This window comes from Thermoactinomyces mirandus (genome assembly GCF_013868055.1).
Lineage (GTDB): Bacteria > Bacillota > Bacilli > Thermoactinomycetales > Thermoactinomycetaceae > Thermoactinomyces > Thermoactinomyces mirandus.
In genome coordinates, this window is sequence record NZ_JACEOL010000001.1 from 20,841 (window position 1) to 45,428 (window position 24,588).

General features: G+C 47.2%; 28 protein-coding genes. 2 read left to right on the forward strand and 26 right to left on the reverse strand.

Going from position 1 to position 24,588, the window contains the following annotated elements; all coding sequences use genetic code 11:
• Nucleotides 1-265: 265 nt before the first annotated feature.
• From recO to H2C83_RS00165, 16 genes are all read right to left on the reverse strand, one after another.
• Entirely contained in the window at nucleotides 266-1,009 is a 744-nt protein-coding gene (recO, locus tag H2C83_RS00090; RefSeq protein WP_181736540.1) for a DNA repair protein RecO, read from the reverse strand.
• Between the two features lie 25 nt (nucleotides 1,010-1,034).
• Nucleotides 1,035-1,169 carry a YqzL family protein gene (locus H2C83_RS00095; RefSeq protein ID WP_181736543.1) on the reverse strand — a complete coding sequence of 45 codons (135 nt, stop codon included), beginning with the start codon at nucleotides 1,167-1,169 and terminating at the stop codon, nucleotides 1,035-1,037.
• 102 nt (nucleotides 1,170-1,271) lie between these two features.
• Nucleotides 1,272-2,231, reverse strand: a complete 960-nt coding sequence (era, locus tag H2C83_RS00100; RefSeq protein WP_181736545.1) for a GTPase Era — start codon at nucleotides 2,229-2,231, stop codon at nucleotides 1,272-1,274.
• Between the two features lie 101 nt (nucleotides 2,232-2,332).
• Nucleotides 2,333-3,022 carry a diacylglycerol kinase family protein gene (locus tag H2C83_RS00105; RefSeq protein ID WP_181736547.1) on the reverse strand — a complete coding sequence of 230 codons (690 nt, stop codon included), beginning with the start codon at nucleotides 3,020-3,022 and terminating at the stop codon, nucleotides 2,333-2,335.
• 16 nt (nucleotides 3,023-3,038) lie between these two features.
• On the reverse strand, nucleotides 3,039-3,512 hold the full coding sequence (gene ybeY / locus H2C83_RS00110) for an rRNA maturation RNase YbeY (RefSeq protein WP_181736549.1): 474 nt from the start codon (nucleotides 3,510-3,512) through the stop codon (nucleotides 3,039-3,041).
• Nucleotides 3,509-5,650 carry an HD family phosphohydrolase gene (locus H2C83_RS00115; RefSeq protein ID WP_181736551.1) on the reverse strand — a complete coding sequence of 714 codons (2,142 nt, stop codon included), beginning with the start codon at nucleotides 5,648-5,650 and terminating at the stop codon, nucleotides 3,509-3,511. Before H2C83_RS00115 ends, ybeY begins: the two co-directional genes overlap by 4 nt.
• Nucleotides 5,651-5,663: 13 nt before the next feature.
• Entirely contained in the window at nucleotides 5,664-6,647 is a 984-nt protein-coding gene (locus H2C83_RS00120) for a PhoH family protein (protein WP_220183926.1), read from the reverse strand.
• Between the two features lie 4 nt (nucleotides 6,648-6,651).
• On the reverse strand, nucleotides 6,652-7,863 hold the full coding sequence (gene yqfD, locus H2C83_RS00125) for a sporulation protein YqfD (protein ID WP_181736553.1): 1,212 nt from the start codon (nucleotides 7,861-7,863) through the stop codon (nucleotides 6,652-6,654).
• A gap of 15 nt (nucleotides 7,864-7,878) precedes the next feature.
• On the reverse strand, nucleotides 7,879-8,175 hold the full coding sequence (locus H2C83_RS00130; RefSeq protein ID WP_181736555.1) for a YabP/YqfC family sporulation protein: 297 nt from the start codon (nucleotides 8,173-8,175) through the stop codon (nucleotides 7,879-7,881).
• Between the two features lie 89 nt (nucleotides 8,176-8,264).
• Nucleotides 8,265-8,456 (reverse strand): alpha/beta-type small acid-soluble spore protein, encoded by a 192-nt coding sequence (locus H2C83_RS00135; RefSeq protein ID WP_312853812.1) that lies wholly within the window; start codon nucleotides 8,454-8,456, stop codon nucleotides 8,265-8,267.
• Nucleotides 8,457-8,599: 143 nt separating this feature from the next.
• Nucleotides 8,600-8,761 carry a hypothetical protein gene (locus H2C83_RS00140; protein WP_181736559.1) on the reverse strand — a complete coding sequence of 54 codons (162 nt, stop codon included), beginning with the start codon at nucleotides 8,759-8,761 and terminating at the stop codon, nucleotides 8,600-8,602.
• Nucleotides 8,761-9,714: a flotillin-like protein FloA gene (gene floA, locus H2C83_RS00145; RefSeq protein WP_181736561.1), complete on the reverse strand. Its 954-nt coding sequence runs from the start codon at nucleotides 9,712-9,714 to the stop codon at nucleotides 8,761-8,763. Before floA ends, H2C83_RS00140 begins: the two co-directional genes overlap by 1 nt.
• Before the next feature lie 30 nt (nucleotides 9,715-9,744).
• The gene (locus H2C83_RS00150; RefSeq protein WP_246333659.1) at nucleotides 9,745-10,407 is read right to left on the reverse strand and encodes an NfeD family protein; all 663 of its coding nucleotides are present in this window, start codon (nucleotides 10,405-10,407) and stop codon (nucleotides 9,745-9,747) included.
• 65 nt (nucleotides 10,408-10,472) lie between these two features.
• Nucleotides 10,473-10,916: a GatB/YqeY domain-containing protein gene (locus H2C83_RS00155; protein WP_181736565.1), complete on the reverse strand. Its 444-nt coding sequence runs from the start codon at nucleotides 10,914-10,916 to the stop codon at nucleotides 10,473-10,475.
• Nucleotides 10,917-10,930: 14 nt separating this feature from the next.
• A complete protein-coding gene (gene rpsU, locus H2C83_RS00160; RefSeq protein ID WP_181736567.1) occupies nucleotides 10,931-11,104 on the reverse strand; it encodes a 30S ribosomal protein S21 in 174 nt (57 codons plus the stop codon).
• Nucleotides 11,105-11,372: 268 nt separating this feature from the next.
• Nucleotides 11,373-11,717, reverse strand: coding sequence for a histidine triad nucleotide-binding protein (locus H2C83_RS00165; RefSeq protein ID WP_181736568.1), 345 nt, complete (start codon nucleotides 11,715-11,717; stop codon nucleotides 11,373-11,375).
• A 96-nt stretch (nucleotides 11,718-11,813) separates the two neighbouring features.
• Between H2C83_RS00165 and H2C83_RS00170 the strand changes: the two genes are divergently transcribed.
• Nucleotides 11,814-12,206 carry a hypothetical protein gene (locus H2C83_RS00170; protein ID WP_181736570.1) on the forward strand — a complete coding sequence of 131 codons (393 nt, stop codon included), beginning with the start codon at nucleotides 11,814-11,816 and terminating at the stop codon, nucleotides 12,204-12,206.
• Between the two features lie 106 nt (nucleotides 12,207-12,312).
• Complete coding sequence (locus tag H2C83_RS00175) at nucleotides 12,313-13,257, forward strand: Na/Pi cotransporter family protein (RefSeq protein WP_181736572.1); 945 nt, start codon at nucleotides 12,313-12,315, stop codon at nucleotides 13,255-13,257.
• On the opposite strand, the gene H2C83_RS00180 is transcribed toward H2C83_RS00175, so the two are convergent.
• From H2C83_RS00180 to hemW, 10 genes are all read right to left on the reverse strand, one after another.
• Entirely contained in the window at nucleotides 13,254-13,694 is a 441-nt protein-coding gene (locus tag H2C83_RS00180; protein WP_181736686.1) for an NUDIX hydrolase, read from the reverse strand. The two genes, H2C83_RS00175 and H2C83_RS00180, sit on opposite strands and share 4 nt — an antisense overlap.
• A gap of 72 nt (nucleotides 13,695-13,766) precedes the next feature.
• Nucleotides 13,767-15,113 (reverse strand): tRNA (N(6)-L-threonylcarbamoyladenosine(37)-C(2))-methylthiotransferase MtaB, encoded by a 1,347-nt coding sequence (mtaB, locus tag H2C83_RS00185; RefSeq protein WP_181736575.1) that lies wholly within the window; start codon nucleotides 15,111-15,113, stop codon nucleotides 13,767-13,769.
• Nucleotide 15,114: 1 nt separating this feature from the next.
• Nucleotides 15,115-15,855, reverse strand: coding sequence for a 16S rRNA (uracil(1498)-N(3))-methyltransferase (locus H2C83_RS00190; RefSeq protein ID WP_181736576.1), 741 nt, complete (start codon nucleotides 15,853-15,855; stop codon nucleotides 15,115-15,117).
• Between the two features lie 17 nt (nucleotides 15,856-15,872).
• Nucleotides 15,873-16,817: a 50S ribosomal protein L11 methyltransferase gene (gene prmA, locus H2C83_RS00195; RefSeq protein ID WP_181736579.1), complete on the reverse strand. Its 945-nt coding sequence runs from the start codon at nucleotides 16,815-16,817 to the stop codon at nucleotides 15,873-15,875.
• Nucleotides 16,818-16,876: 59 nt separating this feature from the next.
• A complete protein-coding gene (gene dnaJ / locus H2C83_RS00200) occupies nucleotides 16,877-17,995 on the reverse strand; it encodes a molecular chaperone DnaJ (RefSeq protein ID WP_181736581.1) in 1,119 nt (372 codons plus the stop codon).
• A gap of 122 nt (nucleotides 17,996-18,117) precedes the next feature.
• Entirely contained in the window at nucleotides 18,118-19,965 is a 1,848-nt protein-coding gene (gene dnaK / locus H2C83_RS00205) for a molecular chaperone DnaK (RefSeq protein ID WP_181736582.1), read from the reverse strand.
• Nucleotides 19,966-20,010: 45 nt separating this feature from the next.
• A complete protein-coding gene (grpE, locus tag H2C83_RS00210; RefSeq protein WP_181736584.1) occupies nucleotides 20,011-20,625 on the reverse strand; it encodes a nucleotide exchange factor GrpE in 615 nt (204 codons plus the stop codon).
• 34 nt (nucleotides 20,626-20,659) lie between these two features.
• Nucleotides 20,660-22,186 (reverse strand): TCP-1/cpn60 chaperonin family protein, encoded by a 1,527-nt coding sequence (locus tag H2C83_RS00215; RefSeq protein WP_312853813.1) that lies wholly within the window; start codon nucleotides 22,184-22,186, stop codon nucleotides 20,660-20,662.
• 83 nt (nucleotides 22,187-22,269) lie between these two features.
• Nucleotides 22,270-23,304 (reverse strand): heat-inducible transcriptional repressor HrcA, encoded by a 1,035-nt coding sequence (gene hrcA / locus H2C83_RS00220; protein ID WP_181736586.1) that lies wholly within the window; start codon nucleotides 23,302-23,304, stop codon nucleotides 22,270-22,272.
• A gap of 93 nt (nucleotides 23,305-23,397) precedes the next feature.
• Entirely contained in the window at nucleotides 23,398-24,549 is a 1,152-nt protein-coding gene (hemW, locus tag H2C83_RS00225) for a radical SAM family heme chaperone HemW (protein ID WP_181736588.1), read from the reverse strand.
• Nucleotides 24,550-24,588 lie beyond the last annotated feature (39 nt).

Genomic DNA, 24,588 nt, shown 5'->3' on the forward strand with positions numbered 1-24,588 from the left:
TGACAAAACCATTGGTTTTCCCATAGGGACGAGAGGTAATTCCCGCGGTTCCACCCTATTTGACCTGAAGGGTCCGCTTTCTTACGGCACAGCGCTCTGGAACTGCCTTCGCCAAATGCCTGAACCAGGCTTCCACCATCCCCGGCTCGCTAACTCCAGACTGTTTTGGCTACTCCTTTTCCCTCATCGCGCAGATCTAAAAATTTTAATTTAAGGTATAGCAAACATCTGTGAAAATGTCAACTCTCTTTAACCGTTTGCTCACCTAAGTCCACGTTTCTTTTAACTGCTTGAGCAAATGCAATGATTTCAGGCGAACAGGAAGATATTCATCGATAAAGCTCCGGATCACTTTTTCCAGCTGCTGTCTGGTTTCCTGTCTTATCTTTACCTCACCCAGCCGGCGAAGATCCACATGCAGTAAAATCCGCAGGATACGGACACTTGCGTTTGAAACCGGAATCGCTTTGGGGTCTTGCGCCTGGCAGTTTTCACACAAAAAACCGCCCTGACGAATGCTGAACCGTACAGGACGCTGACCGGCATGGCAGGATACACAGCGGTCCAGCACCGGAGTATATCCAGCCATTTTGAGTATTCTCAACTCCAGAATAAAGGTCAGGATATCAGGATCGGTTTCCTGCTCCAGCCGGTTCAAAAGAAGAACCAGCATCTCATATAAAGGTGGATGGGGTTCTTTGTCCTCTGTTGTTTTGTCAATCAGTTCCACCCAATAAGCGCCGTATGCTGTCAACAGCAAATCGGAACGCAACAGATGATGAGATTTGATAAGGTCCGCTTGTGACAAGGTCACGATGTTGCCGGTTCCAAAGGTCACAAAGTGTGCCTGGGTAAAAGGCTCGGTCACCGCTCCAAAGCGGCTTCTCGTCTTCTTGGAACCCCTGGCCATAATGGCGATTTTGCCTTGATGTCTGGTAAAAACGGTTAAGATTTGATTGCTTTCCCCGTAATCACGGGCTTTAAGGACAATTCCCTCAAATTTGTTCAACACTGGTTAACCGCCCTTTCCCGTTTCAGCCACTTTCCTCCTCATCCAGCTCCTCTTTCGCCTGTTCCTCCGATTCATGGATTGCTTCCAGGTTCTTGTATAACAGGTAGGCGTCGATACTGCCGGTTACCTGAAAACAACTCCAAACGAAATTGCGCAACTAGCATCATCCCTTTCAGTTTGAACGACTGATTTACAACTGTTAGGATGACCGAAAAGTTTTGAGAGTATAAGAAAGAAAATCTGTCACTTTTTGCATCGGCTAGTCATCATCTTCTGTATAACCAAATCTGCGCAACATCAGTTCTTCGTTCCGCCAGTCTTTCTTTACCTTGACCCAAAGGTCAAGAAAGATTTTTACACCCAGCAACCTTTCAATATCTTTGCGGGCCCGGCTTCCCACCTCTTTAAGCAGTGCCCCTTTTTTGCCGATCAGAATTCCTTTTTGCGAAGGGCGTTCGGTATAGATCGTCGCCATCACATCGACAATTCTGTTATCCGGCCGGGCCTTCACTTCTTCCACCACAACCGCCACGGAATGGGGAACTTCTTCGCGTGTCAGCTCCAATACCTTTTCCCGGATCAACTCCCCGACAATAAAGCGTTCGGGGTGATCGGTCACCTGGTCTGCCGGGTAGTACATGGGTCCTTCAGGCAAATAGAAAAAAATCTGTTGCAAGAGCGCATTTGTATTATTTCCCTGCAATGCCGAAATGGGCACGACCTCGGCAAACGAAAACCTGTTCCGGTACTGGTCAATCAATGGCAACAGATCATCCGGATGCACCTGGTCGATTTTGTTCACCACCAGAAACACAGGCGTCTTTACCTCTTTCAGGTTCTCCATGATGAACTGGTCCCCGGGCCCCGCCCCTGCGGCGGCATCCACCAGAAACAGGATCAAATCGACTTCTTCCAGGGCATTGCGGGACGTGCGGACAAGCAACTCTCCCAATTTGGACTGTGGTTTATGGATTCCCGGCGTATCCAGAAAAACAATCTGTCCTGTCTCATCGGTATAGACACCCCGGATTTTATTGCGTGTTGTTTGCGGTTTATCCGACATGATCGCAATCTTCTGGCCAATGACATGATTCATCAATGTCGACTTTCCCACGTTTGGTCGTCCGATCAAAGCGACAAATCCTGAACGAAACTTCCGTCCCAAAATCTGATTGCTCCTTTCAAAAATTGCCTGGCAACCTTCTTTTCCAAGGATCATGCCAAGCAATTCACCTCCGTTTTCACATTTATCCGTTTCTGAAGCTTTAACCGTTTTAAAAAACGGTTCCGTTCTTTCATTATAGTCGGGTAAAATGCGATTTACAATAATTGCACACCAACCACCGCCACCAAAAGTCCCAGAATAACCCCGGCCACTATCGGTTTGCGCGAAGATTGGTAGCGAAGGCGGGTACCGATCAGCATGGTCAAAAGAACCAGGACCAATAGTGTAATCAGCAGGTTGCCAATCACTGCGATCAGCAAAACGGAGACACAACTGGCAATGGAGGCAATCATGCTGGGCTCCCAAGCCTGGTGTTCTTTTCGTTGCAACCAGCCTTTTATAAGGAGAGTAAGGAAAAAATCAAGGACGACAATGACGGCCAGGCTGATATTGGCCGGGACGGTTGATTGGCTGAGAGCCAGCCTGAACAGAGAATCGAGATACGGATAAAAGACACTGATTCCGACAATGACAGCAAAGCCGGCTGTAATAAGCACGGCCCCGGCCGCCACATCTTTGGCCACTTTGGCAAGCGGATGATATTCTTTGGTCACCATGTCCGCAACGGCTTCAATGGCCGTATTAAACAATTCCGCTGACAGAACCAGGACGATGGTCACAAACAATACAAGAACTTCCACTTTACTCATTGGCAGATACAAACACAAAAGCAGCACACACAGGGCACTCAAAAAATGAAAGCGCATGTTCCTCTGGGTAACTACCGTATATTTCAACCCTTCCAAAGCATAGACAAAACTTCGCAACAGCTTGGTCAACCACATGGGACTTAGCCTCCCTTTACCTCCTGAGACCGGCAAGATACAAAATCTCCTCCTGTCGCCCGAACATTTCCTGTTCCTGTTCCGGTGATTCATGATCATAGCCCAACAAATGCAAAAAACCATGTACCGCCAAAAAGCCCAGCTCCCGCTCCAGTGTATGGCCATATTCTTCAGCCTGTTCCCTGGCTTTTGGGAGAGAGATGACAAGATCTCCCAGAGGAACGGTTTCCTCATCCTCCACAATGACCCAGTCTTCATCCGGTTCCCATAGCGGAAATGACAGAACATCCGTCGGGCGATCCACTTGACGGTACTCTTTATTCAATTCATGAATCTGTTCGTTGTCCACAATCATAACCGAAACATCGGCAGCAGAAAGATTTTCCATTTTGGCAGCTTGCCGCAAAGCTTTTTCAATTGTTGAAAGCAGTTGCTTTTCCTCTTCCTGACTGACTGGAATTTTTACTTGAACATCAATACGCAAATTCATGCTTTTTTTGCTCCTTTGAGATTTACCGGTTCATCGGGATATTCAATCCGTGAATGGAAAATCCCCTGCAACGTTTCGCAAACCGATTTCCCAATCAATTTCAACTCTTTCAGCGTGATGTCGCACTCATCAAATTGCCCGTCTTCCAACCGGTCCTGAATGATTTTTTTCACCATGTTTTCAATACGCGACGGTGTCGGCCGCGAAAGGGAACGGACAGCTGCTTCAACGCAATCGCAAATCCCCACGATCGCCGCTTCCTTGAACTGGGCTTTCGGCCCCGGATAACGGTAATCTTCCGACCGCACCTGTTCATGATCCAGTTTTTCCCTGGCTTTAACATAAAAATATTTTAAAAGGGTTGTTCCATGATGTTGGGCGGCAATATCCTGAATTGGTTTGGGAATATTATGCGCCTTTAACAGTTCCACGCCATCCCTCGTATGCGAGATAACGATGCTCTTGCTTAAGTTTGGGGAAATCCGGTCGTGCGGATTGTTGCCGTACAATTGATTTTCAATGAAAAACTGCGGCCGCTTTGTTTTCCCTACATCATGGTAGTATGCACCAACCCTGGCCAGCAAACCGTCCGCACCAATCGCTTCGGCAGCGGCTTCCGACAGGTTTCCCACAATGATGGAATGATGGTAGGTGCCAGGGCTTTCCACCAGTAATTTGCGCATTAAGGGGTGATTCGGGTTGGCCAGTTCCAACAGGCGCAATGGTGACAAAATCCCGAACAATGTCTCAAAATATGGCAAAAAACCAATCGTCAGGACTGCCGAAAAAATCGCGCCCAACATGGCGAATCCGACCGACTGCAGCCATTCCCTCAAAGTAGCCTCTGTCGGCACCATCAAATTAAGCGCCAACACAGGAACGACAGCAGCCACGGAAGAAATGAGGCCCGCCCTTAAAATCGCACTTCTCTTCCGGGCATTCGCCAGTGCATATGCTGCCGTCACACCGCTTACCAATGAAACGAAACCCAGGCGAAAATCAAACAGCATATGGTTTTCCCCATTAAAAATCACACTGCAGAAAATCGCCAAAATCACTGTGCTTACAAGCGACAGGCGAATGTTTAACAACAATGTGACCAGCATCGATCCCAGGCCAATCGGGGCAAGGTAACCAATCATGTACCACTCGAGATTCTGACCGTAGGAAATTACTTTCATTCCCAGCAACGTCAACAGCATGACCATAAACAGCAGGAGGAGATTCATATTGTCCTGATGGATTTTGGGTTCGAAACGGTAAATGTAATAATACAAAATGCCAATAATCGTCACGATAAATAACAGCATTCCCATATGGGGCAAAATGTTGGATTCTTTTTTCAACAGTCCCAGTTCCTGCAGTTTGCGATACTGGTCATCGGTAACCACTTCTCCATAAGCTACAATAATTTGTCCTTTATTGATCGGAATCGGTTTAATCGCATCCTGGACTGCCTGTTTCTGCTGCTCTGTTTGCTTCTCATCGTAAAACTCATTCACGATGAGGCTTTTTTTGGCCAGCTCGCTTACCAATGCCTGTTCATTGCTGTTTAAGGCATTTACGCTCAAATATAATTTTTCATCCACATCTTCCTGCTTTTCACTTAATTGATCCTTGCGGACCCCTTGCTGCAGAATGTCGGATACCAGCTGGCGAGTGGTCAGGCGGATCACCTGCAGACGGTCTGGAGAAATCTTCAGTAACCGCTGATAAAACGAATCCGAAAAAGTCTGCGAAAACGTGGCCTCAAATGCAGCTTTAAATTGCTTTGCATCTCTCCTGTCTTTTTCAAGCCAATCCTTCACGGTCACAAATATGCTGTCAATCTTTCCAATCTGCTCAATTGTCAAGCGATCATTTTTAATATAGACCGGTTCCACCGATTCGGCGGCTTCGCGTTTCGCCTGATTCGTGGCATAGGTATCAACTTTGGTTACAGGTGATACCACGGTGGCCGGGCTCGGTTTCCCCAGCCTGATTTCATATTGTTTTGGCAATATATGATTTATCAGCAATAAATATAACGCGATCGCAAAGATCGCGTATATGAACAGTTTTATGCGTAAACTTGATTTCCATCCCTCCGAACCGAACCAACGGCTGAACCCAGGGATCGGTTCCTTTTTCTCTTTCATGTGAACCGACTCCTTATCTGTTTTGCAATATGGAATCCTTTTCATAGGCATCGATGATTTTTTGCACGAGTGTGTGTCTTACTACATCTGATTGTTCCAAATAGACAAAGCGAATGTCTGGAATCGATTTCAGGATACGCTCAGCTTCTTTTAAACCGGATTTCTTCCCTTTCGGCAAATCAATTTGTGTCACATCTCCCGTAACCACCATTTTCGACCCGAATCCCAACCGCGTCAAAAACATTTTCATCTGCTCCGGAGTTGTATTCTGTGCTTCATCCAGAATTACAAACGAATCCTCCAACGTCCGCCCTCTCATATAGGCGAGTGGAGCTACCTCGATTAAGCCCCGTTCCATCTTCTTGCTGATCTGTTCTGTCGTCAGCATGGTGGATAAACTATCATAAAGCGGGCGCAGATACGGATCCACTTTTTCCTGCAGATCTCCCGGCAGGAAACCCAGGTTCTCGCCGGCTTCAACCGCAGGCCGGGTCAATACGATCCGCATGACCTGATGCGCCTTTAACGCGGAAACAGCCATAACAACAGCCAAAAAAGTTTTTCCGGTTCCGGCCGGCCCCACACCAAAGACAATGTCCGACTTTTTGATTGCCGTTACATAATGACGCTGTCCCAGGGTCTTGACACGAATCGGTTTCCCTTTTTGCGTAACGCCGATTTCCTCCTGGTACAGTTCCAGCAATTCATCAGCCAGACCTTTTTCCGCCAAGCGGTGGGCATAGATAATATCGCGTTCGTTTACCTGGTTCCCGCGTCGGATTAAAGTAAGAAGCACTCTGAACAAATGGTCCAGTACTTCCAGTTCTTGGGAGGAACCTTTGATGATTACCTCTTCTCCCCTCGAAATAATTTGGGCATTGGTGTTTGCTTCAATTTGTTTGAGAAAAGCATCATGGGGCCCAAACAGACTCAGCGCCTCTGTGACGTTGCGCAAATGAATTTTCTTTGTCCTGATTTCAGAATTAGGATTTTGCAATGGCTCATTCTCCTTGCAGAATCGGTTGTATTCTTGCGATATTCTCAATCACATCAAAGTGTACTTTCAAATAAACTTTACCATTCTCCAGACGCTTCTGCAAAACTTTTTCCCCTAAAATCCGCCCATCTAATCCAATTTTTTGCAATAAATCTTCTTTTGCATGAACCAATCCTTCCTGGACAGCCTGATTGACTGTCAATTTTTCGGCCATCCATTCCGCTTCCAATTTTTCAACTACCACCCACCCGAGCGGCAGCGTCCATTCTGCCAGTTTCAGAAAATGGAAATGTTCAATCACATCGACATTTTTTAAAGCCGGTTCTTTGACGAAAGGATTCTTGACGACATAGGAAAACAGATAAGGATATTGCGCCCTGTCCCGTTCACCCGTATAAACTTTTCTTTTTCTCTCCAGGGGAATGACTACACTCGACTCATACCAGACCTCTCCCCATACTTTTCCTTTGGCCCCCACGATTCTTCTCGATTTGGAATCTTCCACATCGCCGTAAATGCCGGACACCAACGTCTGTCCTTTCTGCACGACATCATTTACTTCAACGAGCGGATATCCCCGTTCAATTTGCATATCGTAAATCAACGCATTCTTGGTTGCGACCAGATGGACCGGCCCTGCATCCGGGACGGCATCAGAATCCGGTTCCGCCAGTTTCTTTTCGACTACGGTGACGACAACGCGCGTTCCTTCCACGCGATAACCTACCCACGACGCCTGGGGCAATTGCGACAGCAGCTGATGCTGAACTTCTTCCCGTTCAGGCAGACGCATTTTCCATTGCCCCGGATAAATCCCTTGCTTTTTTAACATAGCTTGTACATGTCTGGAAGGAATTTTTTCCGTTCCCTCAATTTTTACATTCCATACAAAAGATGTGAACAATAGAATCAGTATAAAGAAAAGGATAAAACCAAGCACAAAAAATTTCCTTTTTTTTATCCGTTTCCATAAAAAAGGAAAACCTTCCCTTTTTGTGATCCGTACCCGATTCCCTGCCTGTCTCATCAATTTGTAGAAAGAAAAAAACTGGGACAAGGGAATGCTCAGACGAATCCGATGCTCGTCCAACCATTCAATGTCCTCGATTGTTATTCCCGTTTGCACAGCCTGATTGATCAAGGGAGTCAATTGTTTTCCCTCACAGGTACATTCCATTTTCCCTTTCAATACTGTTGGTAACATGTTGAATGGCACTTTCGGGTCCTCCCTTTATTTCTTGTATCGGATTTCAAGGATTTGCCCTTCAATCAGAACAATCTCCGGATCAATCGCCTTTATCTTTAACTGCTCTCCTTTAATTTCCAGTATTCCGTCCTTTACCTTTATCTGCAATTCACTGAAGTTGAATTTTTCCAGCTGCAGGTAGTTTTCCACCTGCATGGCCATCGTGCCGATCATTTCAATCCGGGGAGTGTCGCCTGTTACATGTACTGGCAAGTCAAACCAATCGGATACCCATTTTCGCATCAATCCCGCCTTCCTCTCCGGGTGCCTCATCTGTTTCATTCATATGCTTTTTGATTTCCGGTTATGAGCGGATCGAGCCAATAAAAAAGCATGGGCTCACTAATCAACCCATGCTTGTATGAATCCGTTCATTTATTCATTTGTTGTTGTGCTTGGGAAACCAGGCGTTTGGTCATTTCGCCACCTACTGAACCGTTGGCGCGTGCAGTCGTGTCCGATCCCATCTTCACTCCAAATTCGGAAGCGATTTCTTCCTTGAATTGGTTCAACACCTGCCGTGCTCCGGGGACGAGCAATCGATTGGAACGGTTATTGGGCACACTGACCACCTCCTTTGTGTTAGTATTGGAAAACCAGGTCAATCCATGTACAATAGTTGTTTCCATGGGTAGAAATGGAAATAAAAAACCCATTCTGATCAGAACGGGTTAGACATGTGACCCCTGTTTGGGAATCTTATGACTCATCTGCGGCGAAACAAGGTCCATTGAAATGGTTTCAGCGCGCGGGGCGGACCCAGTATTTCTTGTAGCAGGACCCCCCGGCGCAGGTCTGAAACCGTCAATCGTTTCATATCGGCCTGCTTTTGCCCCTTTTTCTTTCCTTCTTTGCCCGGTTGTTCCATCAGGATTGATCTCCTTTCAAATCATCTCCCCCGATAGAACGGCGCATTTTTGAATCAGCTTCAACATTTTGCAGCATATAGTAATCCATAAAGCCCATTTTTCCGGAACGCAATGCTTCCGCAAGCGCCATGGGAACTTCTGCTTCTGCTTCAATCACTTTTGCTTTCATTTCCTGTTCCATGGCAACCGCCATGGCCCGGCGCTCTTCCGCTTTGGCCTGGGCAATCCGTTTGTCGGCTTCCGCCTGGTCAATCTGCAATTTGGCTCCAATGTTTTTGCCGATATCTACATCGGCAATATCAATGGACAAAATTTCAAAGGCGGTTCCCGCATCCAATCCTTTGCTCAAGACTGTATTTGAAATCATGTCGGGGTTTTCCAGCACTTCCTTGTGGCTTTCGGCTGAGCCGTTGGTGGTAACGATTCCTTCACCCACACGGGCAATAATCGTTTCTTCACCCGCTCCTCCAACGAGGCGATCAATATTGGCTCGTACCGTAACCCTTGCCACGACTTTCACTTCAATTCCATCTTTACATACCGCCGATACCACCGGGGTTTCAATCACTTTCGGATTAACGCTCATCTGCACGGCTTCCAGGACATCACGCCCTGCCAGGTCAATGGCTGCGGCCCGTTCAAACACCAAATCGATATTTGCGCGTTGCGCGGCAATCAGGGCATCAACGACACGATCGACGTTCCCGCCTGCCAGATAGTGTGTCTCAAGCTGCGAAATATCTACATTCAATCCTGCTTTGCGGGCCTTGATCAGGGGATTGACGATACGGGAAGGGACGATCCTGCGCAGACGCATTCCGATCAAGGTCGTAAGCCCTACATAAACCCCTGAGGCCATGGCCGTAATCCACAACATTACCGGTACAAATGAAAAGAATAGGAAAATAGCGATAACCACAAGGATAATTACAAAAATAGAACCAAAGTCCATTTATTTCACCCCTTTTTGAGATCCGGAACGTTAATCTTCATTCTGTTCTGCTCTTTTTACCACCACACGTGATCCTTCAACCAGTATGACTTTCACCTTGACATCGCGTGGAATGCTTTCGCCGTCACTGACGACATCTTCCTTATGATCACCAAACTGCGCAAATCCGGAAGGCCGTAACGGGGTAAGCGTTATTCCGACCTGATTTAACAAAGCTTTTCGATCCCTGGATGATGTATAACCTTTTTCATTTGACTGAACCGTTCTTAGTATGACCCGATTCCAGGTAACTTTCCAGCCAAAAAACCGGAACAAGATCCACAGACAGATCCCAGTTATTGCCAGTGAGCCGACCAGAACCAGAACGGCAACATTCAAGTCAGGAATTGCCGCCACAATGGACACAATAACCATGATGATCCCGATGATTCCCAAAATCCCCAATGTCGGCAGCAACACTTCGATCACAATCAGGATACTTCCAACAATAAACAAAAACACTTCAAACATGCTTGCTGATCCCAGGTGCATACAGGTCCCGAAAAAAGTGGCGAAACAGCCAAGGCCTATAATGGCGGCGATACCAACTCCCGGTGAGAGAAGTTCAATCATCAAACCAAGCAGGCCGACCGCCAGAATAATCATCATCACAACGGGATCAGCCAAAAAGTCTGTAAACACCATGAAAGCCATCAACTCCTCTACATCCCGAACCCTGTTAAAAAAACAGCGTGTTGTACGAAACACGCTGCATTCGATTAACCAAGCATCTCCTGAACGATGCGATTTACCTGTCTGCCTTCTGCACGTCCTTTTACTTTCGGAATAATTGCGCCCATTACCTTGCCCATGTCCGCTTTGGAAGCCGCTCCTACTTCCTGGATGACTTGCTTTACCAAAGCTCTCAGTTCTTCTTCCGACATTGGTTCAGGTAAATAAGCGGAAAGCACTTCAATTTCGGCTTTTTCCTTATCTGCCAAGTCATCTCGTCCCGCTTTTTCATATTGGGCAATCGAGTCTTTGCGTTGCTTGACCTCGCGCATAATAACGGCAATCACTTCATCATCGTTTAATGAGCGTTTTTTATCAATCTCTTCCTTTTTTATGGCCGATTTCAGCATACGAATGGTGGAAAGCCTGTTTTTATCCTTGTTCTTAAGAGCCAACTTCATATCTTGGTCCAATTGTCTAGTCAGACTCAAAAGTCTACACCTCTCTAACGGCGTTTTTTGCGAGCCGCTTCCGATTTCTTCTTGCGTTTAATGCTCGGCTTCTCATAGCGTTCACGCTTTCTATATTCTGCCAAGATCCCGTCTTTGGCGCAAGAACGCTTAAAGCGGCGCAATGCGGCATCGAGTGACTCATTTTTACGTACACGAGTTTCTACCATGCTATTCCCTCCCTCCACGGGTCAGCTAGACCGATTTGGGCCGGCAGCCTAACAAAGGAAAAAGACCCACACATTTCAGGCAAAAAACAACAAGAGAGCGGCCTTCCCCCAGAGGAGGGTCAGCACAACAACACCTGCTTTAATAAAAATCTACCAACGATGCCCAAAAAGAAGCTTTAAGACAAGTTTAACCTTATCCTATTGCCAACCGTTGGAGACACAAAAATTCATTATACATTATAGCTTACATGGCCAAATCATGTCAAAATCAACCTGGAGGCCAGGTCATTGTCCTTCCGCCAAGCAGGTGAAAGTGGAGGTGGAACACGGTCTGCCCGCCTTCTTCCCCTACATTGTTGACAACCCGGAACCCTCTTTCATCCAGTTCAAACTCCCTGGCGATGTTTTGGATCGCCATCATGATTTTGCCGATCACCGTATGGTCTTCCTCTTTTAACTCCATCAGTGAGGAAATATGCTTTTTCGGAATCACCAATACGTGGGTCGGGGCAGCCGGAGAAATGTCATGAAATGCATAGACGTACTCATCCTCGTACACTTTCTTTGAAGGAATTTTCCCTTCAATGATCTGGCAAAAAATGCAATCATCCATACGGTTCCCTCCAATATCTCTGGATCTGTGGTATTCACCCATTTTTCCAGCTTATCATATACTATAACACGCTTCATGGAAAAAGGGGTGAAATCATTGGCACAACAAAATGTTCCCCATGAATCCCACCTTCGAAGACTGATTCGAAAAATTGTCCTGGAAGAATTAAGCCAATTTCTGCCTGAGGCAAAAAAAGCGAAAGATTCAGCTTCTTCACAGCCCGAAACAGAATCCTCCAAAAATGAACCAACTTTTACTCCGCCGCGAATGGCAGAAGATCTGCATACAGGGACATGGGCCATCTTCGGTACGCCTGAACTGGATCCCGTATACTCACAATCAAACGATCACCCACGGGCGTTGCCTGGTTTTCCGGAACTGTACCGCCCAGACTTTACCGGGTTTGATGCCCCGCCTTTTATCCCCAGGCATCCCAAGGGAAAAGCTCCCCTTGAAGAGTCTGGCGGATCAACCAAAGAAAACCGGTAAATTTATGTATACACAGTCCTTCATTCGAAGGGCTTTTATTTATTTTAGCGGTCATGCCTCTTTCCTGTCCACCATATATATAAAAAAGACAGGGAGGAATATACCGATGCCGTTCAATATTCTGGTTCCATTCGGATTTGGACTGCTTGTTTTTCTGCTGGGACTGTCCAGGATGCGGACTGGCCTGGAAAAGCTGGCTCGCGACCGGTTGCATGACATATTGCTTCAATTTACAAAATCTCCGTTAAGAAGTTTTTTCACCGGCACGGTTACCACCGCTTTCCTGCAATCCAGCAGCGCGGTCACCGTTTTGACGATTGGTTTTGTCAATGCGGGAATGCTCAGCTTTTCCCAATCGTTAGGCATTATTTTGGGAACCAATGTCGGGACTACCATCACCACTCAAATATTGGCGCTAAATATTGAAGATTTGGCCATCCCGCTCATGGTGCTGGGAGGCGGGTTATATCTGCTTCCCCATCCTGTGCTGAAAAATTTTGGTTCTGTTTTTTTGGGATTTGGCGCCATTTTCTGGGGGATTGAATGGATGCAGAGCATCGCTTTTCTGCTTAAGGAGCAAGGCTGGATTTCCTGGTTGCTTCATCATGGTGGAAATCCCATCGTTTCCGGGTTACTTGCCGGAACGGCCATAACAGCGCTGATTCACAGCAGCAGTGCATGTATTGCAATGACGATGGGTTTTTTTGCTGCTGGCGCTGTTCCGCTCCCATTTGCCATCGCCGCCGTTTTTGGCAGCAACATCGGTACCTGCATTACCGCGCTCATGGCTTCGATCCGCACGATTCCTGCCGCCAGGCAAGCGGCTTTTTCCCATCTCGTCCTGAACGTGGCCGGGGTCATCGTGTTTACTCCCCTGATTCCGGCAATCAGTGCGGTTACACCCTATTTGTCCAACGATCCGGCAACCCAGATTGCCCATATTCAAACACTGTTTAATCTGATTTGTTCCATTGCCGTACTGCCATTCTGCGATCAGTTCGCCCGCGGTATTACCTGGCTGATCCCGCAAAAATCGGCACCCATCCGTTAAACTTCAGCGTTTTCCTGAAGAATGGAAATGGCCTTATCCATCACAATTTCATTATTCCCGTAACCAAACGCCTTTTGTTTTGCCCGTGCTTCTTCAAGGGTCAGCCATTTTACACCGTTAATCTCTTCCACTTGCGGTGTTTCTTTCCCTGTCAGAGCTTCGACCAGAAAGTAGTGAACTGTTTTTTCCACTTCACCAAAATCCTGATGTTCATAAGTATATTGAATCGAGACCAATGATTGAACAATCCGGCCTTTGATCCCCGTTTCCTCCCTGATTTCCCTTATAGCTGTTTCTTCATCGGTTTCCCCCTGTTCCTGCTTGCCTTTGGGCAGCGTCCAGTGGCCAAACCGATCTTCAATCATCAGGATCTGAACCAGGCCGTTTTCTTTGCGAAATACCACACCACCGGCCGAATTCTCCTTCAACGTGATCATCCTTTCCATAACAGAAACGAACTTGAAACAAAAAAGGTTGTCAACATGCACCGTCAACAACCTTGCAATCCATCATATAACCTGAGCCGGACGGGGCGCATCATTCACTTTCCGGATAAAAGTGCCATAGCAATATTCCGGATCCACCTGATTAATCCGAACCTGACAGATTTTTCCTGTCATTTCTTCATCAGCGGGAAAAACGACTTGCAGGTAATTGTCCGAATACCCCATGTAGAGACCGCTGTCCGGATCTTCTTTAAACGGACGTTCCGGAATCACCTCAACCACATCGCCGATAAAACGCCCGGCATAGTTGCCCGTTAGCCGTTTCGACAATTCGATCAGACGCGTAACCCGTTCGTGCTTCACTTCGTCCGGTACCTGATCGGGCATCCGGGCCGCAGGCGTGCCAGTTCTTCTGGAATACGGGAACACATGCAGCTGGTACATCTTCAAGTCCTCAATGAAACGGTACCCGTTTTCAAACTGTTCCTCTGTTTCTCCCGGGAAGCCAACAATCACGTCGGTTGTAATCGCGATATCGGGCATCACTTCGTGCAACTGCAGGATTTTTTCCCTGTATTCCGCAGTCGTATATTTTCGCCGCATCCGTTTCAATACCGTATCGTCTCCGGCCTGCAACGGAATGTGAAGGTGGCGGCACATTTTTTTGGACGTATTCAACACTTCAATCATCCGGTCATCAATTTGACTGGCTTCAATGGAACTGATCCGAATCCGGTTCAGACCTTCTATTTGATCCAGATCCCACAAAAGATCGGCCAGCTTGTAATTTTCAAAGTCATCTCCGTACCCGCCGGTGTGAATCCCGGTTAAAACAATCTCCTTGTACCCGGCGTCAACAAGCGTTTGTGCTTGTTTCAGGACATTTTCCGGTTTCCGGCTGCGGGACAGTCCTTTTGCCCACGGAATAATGCAAAAGGTGCAAAAGTTGTTGCAGCCTTCCTGAATCTTGAGGAAAGCACGGGTGCGGTCGGAAAAGGAAGGTACATCCAATTCTTCAAACTGACGTTGCTTCATGATGTTTGCCACCGCATTGATCGGCTGCCGTTTTTTCATATATTGTTCAACATAATCGAACAGTTTGTCGCGCCCCTGTGTTCCCACGACGATATCAACTCCGGGAATGGCCGTTACTTCTGCAGGAGAAGTTTGCGCGTAACAGCCGGTGACAGCAATTACGGCATTCGGATTGCGCCGGATCGCCCGCCGGATTACCTGCCGGCTTTTCCGGTCACCTGTATTGGTAACGGTACAGGTGTTGATCAGATATACATCTGCCACTTCCTCAAATTCCACCCGTTTGTAACCGGCTTTCTTGAACAGTTGCCAGATTGCCTCTGTTTCATAAGCATTCACCTTGCACCCCAATGTATGAAAAGCAACGGTTTTCACTTTATTCACCTCCCAACTCGTTTCTGTAAAAAAGCATGCACGAAAGTGCCACAAGCGGAGCGGTTTCGGTACGCAAAATGCGCGGACCCAATGTAATGGGAATGGCCCCCTTTGCATGCGCCCCGTTCACTTCATCCTCGGTAAATCCGCCCTCAGGACCGATCAAAAGCAATATCTCATCCGCCTGGGACCCCGCCATCGCCTGATTTATAGGAATGCCTCCCTTTTCATAGGCAATCAGGGACAGCGGAAATTTTTCGATTTTATCAAGGATTGCATTCCACGGCAAAACCGGCAGCACCGCCGGCACCTTTCCACGATGCGACTGTTCTGCTGCCTCCTTGGCAATGCGCTGCCAACGTTCCCGCTTTTTCATTTCCTTTGGGGCATTTATTTTTACAATCGATCGTGCTGAATGAAACGGCTGAAAAGAACTGGCACCTATTTCCGTCCCCTTCTGCACAATCCATTCAAGTTTGTCTCCTTTTACCAAAGACTGGGCAATAGTAATCTTCGTTTGCGGTTCGCCTTGTGAAGGGAACTTCTCCACTACTATGCAATCAATCTGATGATGGTTCAGATCCTGAATTTCACAAACGTAATCGTACCCGTCTTCAAAGCAAACAATGATCCGGTCTCCCGGTCTGTTGCGCATCACATTCCTGATATGATGAACTTCATCCCCGGTCAATCGAACATGTGAACCATTCAAAACGTCTGCTGGTATAAAATATCTTTGCATTTGACACTCCTGCCATTTTACCATTTTTTTGCGGCAATGGCTACCCAGCCCTCCTGTTGTTTGGCTTCCAATACCTTCAGTCCGCATGAAACCAATGCCTTCTCAACGATTTCCGCTTTTTCCCTGACGATTCCCGATCCGATAAATATGCCACCAGGTACCAATACCCGCGGCAAATCATAAACCATTTTGGCGATGATTTCCGCCAGTATATTGGCAACGACGACATCGGCTGTCTCGCTTACTCCCTTCAGCAAGTCTCCTTCTTTGACAACAATCTGGCTGTCAAGCGGATTAAGCCGGATATTTTCGCCTGCTTTTTCCACTGCCAACGGATCCTTGTCAAGCGCCAGGATTTTTCCGGCCCCCAGTTTCCCGGCGACAATGCTCAATATTCCGCTTCCGCATCCGACATCGATCACGCTGGCCTGTGACGGCATATATTTTTCGAGCAATTGGATACTCAGCCTTGTCGTCGGGTGGGTTCCGGTTCCAAATGCCATACCGGGATCCATCTGGATGATTTTCTCGCCGGAACCCCTGGCTTCATAATTCTCCCATACGGGTTTGATGGTGATTTGCCCTGATACTTGTACCGGTTTGTAATATTTTTTCCATTCATTTTCCCATGATGACTCACTGACCGTCCGGACTTCAACCCTGGCAGGCCGGACATCAAGTCCGATCTGCTCAAGAGATTTCAATTTCATCTCAACCTGCCGAATGAGCCCTGATCCATCCAGCCGTTTCAGATCAGACAGGTAAGCCTTTACGATGACTCCTTCCTCCGGATAATCTTCAGGAGACAATTCAACGATTTCACCGAAATGATCTGCAAACGTACGATGGAGTACCTCCGAATCTTCGATTGCTACGCCCCCGGCACCCAGATCCTGCAGGAACTGGCTCACCGCCTCTAACGCTTCCCGACCTGTATGCACACTTATTTCCAACCAGTTCAAATGGACACCCTCTTTCGCATTGGTAAAGAAAAAACGGGCGAATGTGCCCGTTCTCTTCTTTATTCACCTCGAAACGCCTGCTTCATTTTATCAAAAAAATTGGTGCTTTGCTCCTGTTTGATGTATTCACCGCACAAATGGCTGAAATTGCGCAAAGCTTCCTTTTGTTCCGCAGTCAATTTGGTAGGAGTTACAACGCGCACTTTGACGCGCAAATCCCCTTCTCCATAACCGCGCAACCGGCGAACACCTTTTCCCTGCAGACGGAATTCAGTTCCCGTTTGTGTTCCGGCAGGAACTTTTAATTTGGCACGGCCTTTCAGCGTTGGAACAATTACTTCATCTCCCAGTGCAGCCTGCCCGAAAGTAATGGGCAGTTCACATACCAGGTCGTCGCCGTCCCTTTTAAAGAACTCGTGAGGCTTGATATAAACTGTAATATATAAATCCCCCGGAGGCCCGCCATTTTGCCCCGGTTCTCCTTCACCGCTCACACGCAGCTGTGCTCCTTCATGGATACCGGCGGGAATTTTGACATTGATCTTTTTCTTCCGCTTCACCTGACCGGTACCGGCGCAGCTGCTGCATTTCTCACGGATGATTTTACCGGTGCCATTACATACCTGGCAGATCCGCCGATTAACAATTCGGCCAAACGGAGTATTCTGGATCACTTCAGATTGTCCGGTTCCCTGACAGGTGGAACATGTCTCCGGCTGGGTTCCCGGTTTTGCCCCGGTGCCATGGCATTTGTCACATGTTTCGGTGCGTGGAATAACGACTTCCACACTTTTCCCGAATACGGCATCCTTAAACTCTACTGTCAAACGGTATTCCAGATCGGCACCTTTGCGGGGGGCATGCGGATTGCTGCGGCGACCGCCGCCAAAAAACATATCAAAAATATCTCCAAATCCAAAGTCGGCATCAAAGCCACCGCCGCCTCCGGCAAATCCGCCGGGATCAGCATGCCCAAACTGGTCATACCGGGCTTTTTTCTGCGGATCACTCAGTACTTCATAAGCTTCTTTTACTTCCTTGAATTTCTTTTCAGCATCTGGTTCCTTGTTTACATCCGGATGGTATTTACGGGCCAGCTTACGATAAGCTTTGCGAATCTCATCTTCCGAGGCGTTTCGGCTTACACCAAGCACCTCATAAAAATCGCGCTTGCTCACTGGGTCACCTCCCCTTCATAACACGAACAGCTGGAAGTCTCACAAAAAAAGGGAAAGCCATGCCAAGGCAGAGCCCCGACACTGACTTTCCGGCCGAGGAGAACTCTTTCCCTCTCTCCTCATTATTTTTCTTCGTCCTTTACCTCTTCATATTCCGCATCTACGACATTGTCATCTTTCCTGGTCCCGGACCCTTCATTGGCGCCCTGATTTTGTGCAGCCTGCTGTTGCATCTGTTCATAGAGTTTGACCGAAAGTTGCTGTACAGCTTGTTCCAATTCTTCCACGCCTTTTTTAATCGCTTCATCGTCATCCTGTTCCAGTGCCTTTTTCAATTGTTCCTTGGCCTTTTCTGCCTTCTCTTTATCCTGGGCATCCACTTTGTCGCCAAGATCCTTGATGGTTTTGTCAGCTGTGAAGATCAATTGATCAGCTTTGTTCCGGAGCTCTACTTTTTCTTTGCGTTTTTTGTCTTTTTCGGCATTCATTTCGGCATCCTTGATCATGCGTTCAATCTCTTCATCGGATAATCCGCTGGAAGATTTGATGGTAATATCCTGGCTTTTGCCTGTTGCTTTATCTTTGGCCGACACATTGACAATCCCGTTGGCATCGATTTTGAACGTGACTTCGATTTGCGGAATGCCGCGGGGTGCTGGCGGAATGCCGGTCAATTGGAAACGGCCGAGTGTTTTATTGTCGGCAGCCATTTGACGTTCTCCCTGCAGAACATGGATATCTACTGTTGTCTGATTATCAGCAGCCGTAGAGAAGATTTGTGATTTCTCTGTTGGAATCGTTGTATTCCGCTCAATCAATTTTGTAAACACGCCACCCAGGGTTTCAATACCAAGAGAAAGCGGAGTTACGTCCAAAAGAACAACATCTTTTACATCCCCGGACAATACGGCCCCCTGGATGGCAGCACCCATGGCAACAACTTCATCGGGGTTAACCCCTTTGCTCGGCTCCTTACCGATAAAACGTTTGATGGCTTCCTGCACGGCCGGAATCCGGGTTGAACCGCCAACGAGAATGACTTTGTCAATTTTGTCCGGGCTCAAACCGGCATCGCTCAGGGCACGGCGTGTCGGACCCATACACCGCTCAATCAGATCAGAACTCAATTCTTCAAATTTGGCCCGTGTCAGGGTTACTTCCAGGTGTTTCGGGCCTGTTTCGTCCGCGGTCAAGAATGGCAGGGAAATGGTTGTGGTCAAAACACCGGACAAGTCTTTTTTTGCTTTCTCGGCTTCATTTTTTAACCGTTGCATGATTTGGGTCTCATTTGGATCCTTGCGCAAATCGATGCCATTTTCCTTCTCAAATTGTTCGATCAGGTAGTCGATGATCACCTGGTCAAAGTCGTCTCCGCCAAGTTTGTTGTCCCCGCTGGTTGCAAGCACTTCAAAAACGCCGTCGCCCAGTTCCATGATAGAAACGTCAAAAGTGCCTCCGCCAAGGTCAAAAACAAGTACTTTCTGGTCATTTTCCTTGTCCAGTCCGTAAGCAAGTGCGGCTGCGGTCGGCTCGTTGATAATGCGAAGCACTTCAAGCCCGGCAATCCGTCCGGCATCTTTGGTTGCCTGGCGCTGGCTGTCGTTGAAATATGCAGGCACTGTAATGACGGCTTGCGTCACTTTTTCTCCGAGGTAACTTTCCGCATCCTGTTTCAATTTTTGCAGGATCATTGCAGAGATTTCCTGGGGTGTATATTCTTTTCCGTTGATTTTTTCTTTATGACCGGATCCCATGAAACGTTTGATGGAAGCAACCGTTTTGTCCGGATTGGTAATGGCCTGACGTTTGGCCGCTTCTCCCACCAAACGCTCGCCTGATTTGGAAAATCCCACAACGGAAGGAGTTGTCCGTCCCCCTTCAGCATTGGGAATAACCACAACTTCTTTACCATCCATAAAAGCGACACACGAGTTGGTTGTACCAAGGTCAATACCAATAACTTTGCTCATAAACTCCTACCTCCTGCCTTCACTGACAAATAATAAGTATATCATCTATTTGCTCACTTTTACCATAGAAGGACGGATCACACGATCCAGAAAACGATATCCGGCTTGCAATTCCTCGACCACAATACCGGACTCGACATCTTCTGCCTCAACTTGTGCCACTGCATTGTGTTCGTGAGGATTAAATGGTTTTCCTTCTGTTTCGATCATTGTAAGTCCTGCCTGAGACAATACATTAAGAAACTGGCGATACACCATTTCGATGCCTTCTTGCAACAACTGTGCATCCTGACTGAAGTCAGCTGCATCAAGCGCTCGCTCAAAGTTGTCAAGCACAGGAAGCAAACTTTCCAAAAGCGGAACTACTCCGTATTTCAGCGCGTCTTCTTTATCCTTGCGGGCACGGCGCCGGTAATTTTCAAAATCAGCCAGTGCCCGCAAATACTGTTCCCTGTTCTGTTCTGCCTGTTTTTTCCAATTTTCGGCGGCAAGTTTTGCTTCTTCCGCTTCCTTTTGTAATTTTGCAGTTATTTCATCTTCTACAGATTCCGCCTTCATTTGCTCCTCTTGGCTATGTAACTTCCCTTGGCCTTCCGATTCAGGCTCATCAGGAGAAGCCTGTGTCGAAGTATGCTGGAGCTCATCTTTTTCCTGATCCATCACTGATCCTCCTAAAATATTATGAAACAGGCTGTTATTCTTTCATATTCACAATGGTATGGATCCGCAAAATCGCTGTGGCCACTTCACCAGCGGTTTTCAGGGCATGTGCCTTGACGAGAAGCGGATCAACAACGCCCATTTCTATCATATCTGCTATCGTACCACGATCACAATCAATTCCCAAGGAGTCGGAGTGCCGTTTAACCTGAAATGCTTTCACGGACTCTATTTTCTCCAGCGGATTGAATCCAGCGTTGGCTACGACCTGGCTCATGGGTCTCTGGAGTGCCTCTGCTACGGCTGTCACTCCAAAACGTTCCATCCCCTGGACAGTTTCCCGGTAATGTGCCACATAATGTGAAAGCGACAGTTCCATTGCACCGCCTCCCGGAACAAACCCGCCGCGAATGGCAGCCTGTACAGCTGATGCTGCGTCTTTGGCAATCCGTTCATACTCTGCCAGGATTTCTTCGGTCATTGCCCCCACGACAATTGTGGCAAACGGTTTTCCCTGGCCGCCGATAATACGCACACGACTGATGTCTCCACCATCAACGGCCTCTTTGCACATCCCCAGGGCAGCTTCTATTTCTTCGGGCGAATTGTACAAAACATTTGTTTTCATGATCCTTGCATGGGTATGCTCAGCCACTTTTCTCAGTTCATCCTGGGGTACATTTTGAACAACCATGATCCCCGCATCTGTAAAAACACTTTCTGCATGGGAATCTACTTGACCTCCCACAACAACAAGGCCTGCTTCGAGATGAATGATATGTTCCAGCGTAACATAAAACTCTTCTTTTGATCCTTCCTGCTGGCTGGCGGATTCGTCAGATCCGTTTGCATTGTTCGGGGCGGTTTGCGGTTCAAGCGAGTCGGCCAGTACCAGTACACGAACATTTTCCTTTTTGCGCGGCATCTGTTGATTCATACGGGACCGGCTCAGGAGAACGCCAGGAATCACCCGATTCTCCACCCTCGGAAAAGCCTTGACACAGGATGAAAATTTAAATCCTTTTTTCAGCATTTTTTCCCGGCCCAATACATGAACGGCTTCAATCACTGCCAAAGTAATATCTTCATTTTCCCGGCAAGCCGTAAAAGCAATCCGTTGCAGCCATTCATCGTTCAGTTCATAAATGGGACGGGCTTTTTCACGCATCTTGTGCAAAGCAAACCCGATTCCCCGATGGATTCCTGCAATCACTTTCGTTACAGGAACTCCGCGCATTACCTGCTTCACTCCTTCGTCAACGAGCGCTGACGCAAGCAAAGTGGCCGTTGTCGTTCCATCTCCCATTTCCTCTTGTTGTGCTTTGGCTACATTTACAATCATTTTAGCGGCTGGATGTTCAATTTTCATCAGCTCCAGGATCGTGACCCCGTCGTTGGTAATCACCACTTCATTCTTCGAGTTTACCAGCATGGTATCGAGACCCTTGGGGCCAAGCGTGGATGAAACGGCCATAGCCACTTTTTTAACAGCTTTTGCATTACTTTCCAATGCCGAAAGCCGCCCCTCATCTGCTTGATAGAAATGATCACTGTCGGGCACCTGCTATTCCCCTTTCTGTACATAGGGATAGGGGTTCATGGCCTGAACCCCCACCACTTGCGGAAAAAGCCGCTTCAAACGACCTATTCGCCACAGTCAAATAATGTGTCCAGTCGTTTGGAAAAATCTTTTGCCAACAAATCAATGATCCCGATGACCCGGCTGTAATCCATCCGGATAGGGCCTAATACTCCAATCGTGCCAACGGGCTGACCGTTAAACATATACGAAGCAGAAATAATGCTGCAATCTCGCACTGCCTCCAGATGATTCTCATAACCGATGCGAACTTGCACGCCTTCCGTAGCAGGTTCAAGAAGCTGGATAATAACTTCGTTTTCCTCCAACAGGTCCAGCAAGGCTTTCATTTTTTCAACATCCTGGAACTCTGGCTGTTCCAGAATCCGGGTTGTGCCACTTGTATATAAACGTTCATCCGGCTGGGCTCGTAAAATCTGATCAAGCAAGTTGGTCAGCTTTTCAATGTGTTCAACATATCGTTGCAATTCTTCAGCAAGCTTCTTGACAAGGATTGGCTTCAATTTTGAAATTGGGCAGCCGTTCAGGCGGGTGTTGAGAAAATTTGCCCATCGTTCAATTTCAGATAACGATACTCCTTCAGGAACCTTTACGCGTTGTTGGTATACATGACCTGTATCGGTTACCAATATGGAAACTGCAGACCGATCGTAAAGAGGAACGATTTGCAGATGCTTCAATTTGCTTTCCGTTATTTTTGGCCCCAGGATAAAGGTCATATAGTTGGTTAACTGGGACAGTATTGAATTTGTTTGCTTGATCGCCTGTTCCACATGGTCCATTCGTGTTACATGAAAATCATGCAAGGCAATCAGATCCTGTTTTGACCACATATACGGTTTCAACAAATAGTCAACATAAAAGCGATACCCTTTTTGTGAAGGTATTCTTCCGGCAGATGTGTGCGGTTGCTCCAAATATCCCATTTCTTCCAGATCAGCCATGACATTGCGAACCGTGGCCGCACTGAAATCAATTCCCTTTTTCTTGGATACAGTGCGCGAGCCAACGGGTTCTGCTGATACGATGTAATCGTTGATGACTGCCCAAAGGATCAATTTCTGCCGCTCCGTTAACATCTGCCTCCCCTCCTTGTTAGCACTCATAATGAACGAGTGCTAAAATGCTATTTTTAAATTACCAAACGACCAATATGATGTCAATGTATGACATTATAATTCCACACTTCCCAGAAATGATGCAAACACATGATTGCCAAACAAAAGACCTTGATCTGTCAAACGAATCCAATTATCATCGACGGTGAGCAAATTACTTTGTTGCAAATTTTTTAAAGTTGTTGCAAAAACTTCTCCGGCGTCAATCCCGTAACGCTGGACAAAACGTGACCGCTTCACTCCTTTCAGCAGACGGAGTCCCAAAATCATATAGTTTTCCATATCTTCCGAAGTACTTACTACATAAAATTCTTCTACTGGTAAAGAGCCAGTTTTTATTTCATAAATATATTCCTCTACTCCTTTTACATTAGCATATCTTACCCGATCCACATAGCCATGGGCTCCTGCACCCAAACCATAATATTCTTCATTAAGCCAATACGTTATGTTGTGCCGGCTTTCAAATCCCGGTCTGGCAAAATTGCTCACTTCATACTGAATATATCCTTTTTTATTTAAATAGGAACGTGTCCATTGGTACATTTCCAACTCTTCGTCTTCATCCGGAAGGACCAGCTTATTTTGCTGCTGCAAAACATAAAACCTTGTTCCTTCTTCCACTTTCAGGCTGTAACAGGAGAAGTGCTCCGGTTCCAGCGAGACGGCTTCACGCAATGATTGCTCCACATCTCCGACGGTCTGTGTCGGCAGTCCAAACATGAGATCAAGGGAGATATTGTCAAACCCTGCCTTCCGCGCCTGACCGACACTTTTCCTGATCTCTCCTGCCCCGTGAATTCGCCCGATTTTTTTTAACAGATCCTGCCGAAATGTTTGTGCGCCAAAACTGATCCGGTTTACACCTTCCTCTCGCATCACGGAAAGGAGTTCAGGCCCTGTAGTACCGGGATTGGCTTCTACCGTAAATTCAAGATCTTCCGCCCGGTCCGGAAAATGGAACTTCAAATCCCGGAGCAGTTTTTTCATTTGCGCTGGAGTCAATATGGTCGGAGTACCGCCCCCGATATAAATGGTCCGGATCTGTTCCGGTTTCGTTCTGGCAGCTGCCATTTCCATTTCGAGTGCCAGCGCATCCAGGTAATCTTCAACCGGTTGCCCGTTCACGACATAAGAGTTGAAATCGCAGTAATGGCATTTATTCGCACAAAAAGGAATATGAACATAAATTGCTTTAGGGGGCAAAATCCGAACCTCCTTGACAAAAAGCCGCAAGCGGAATCC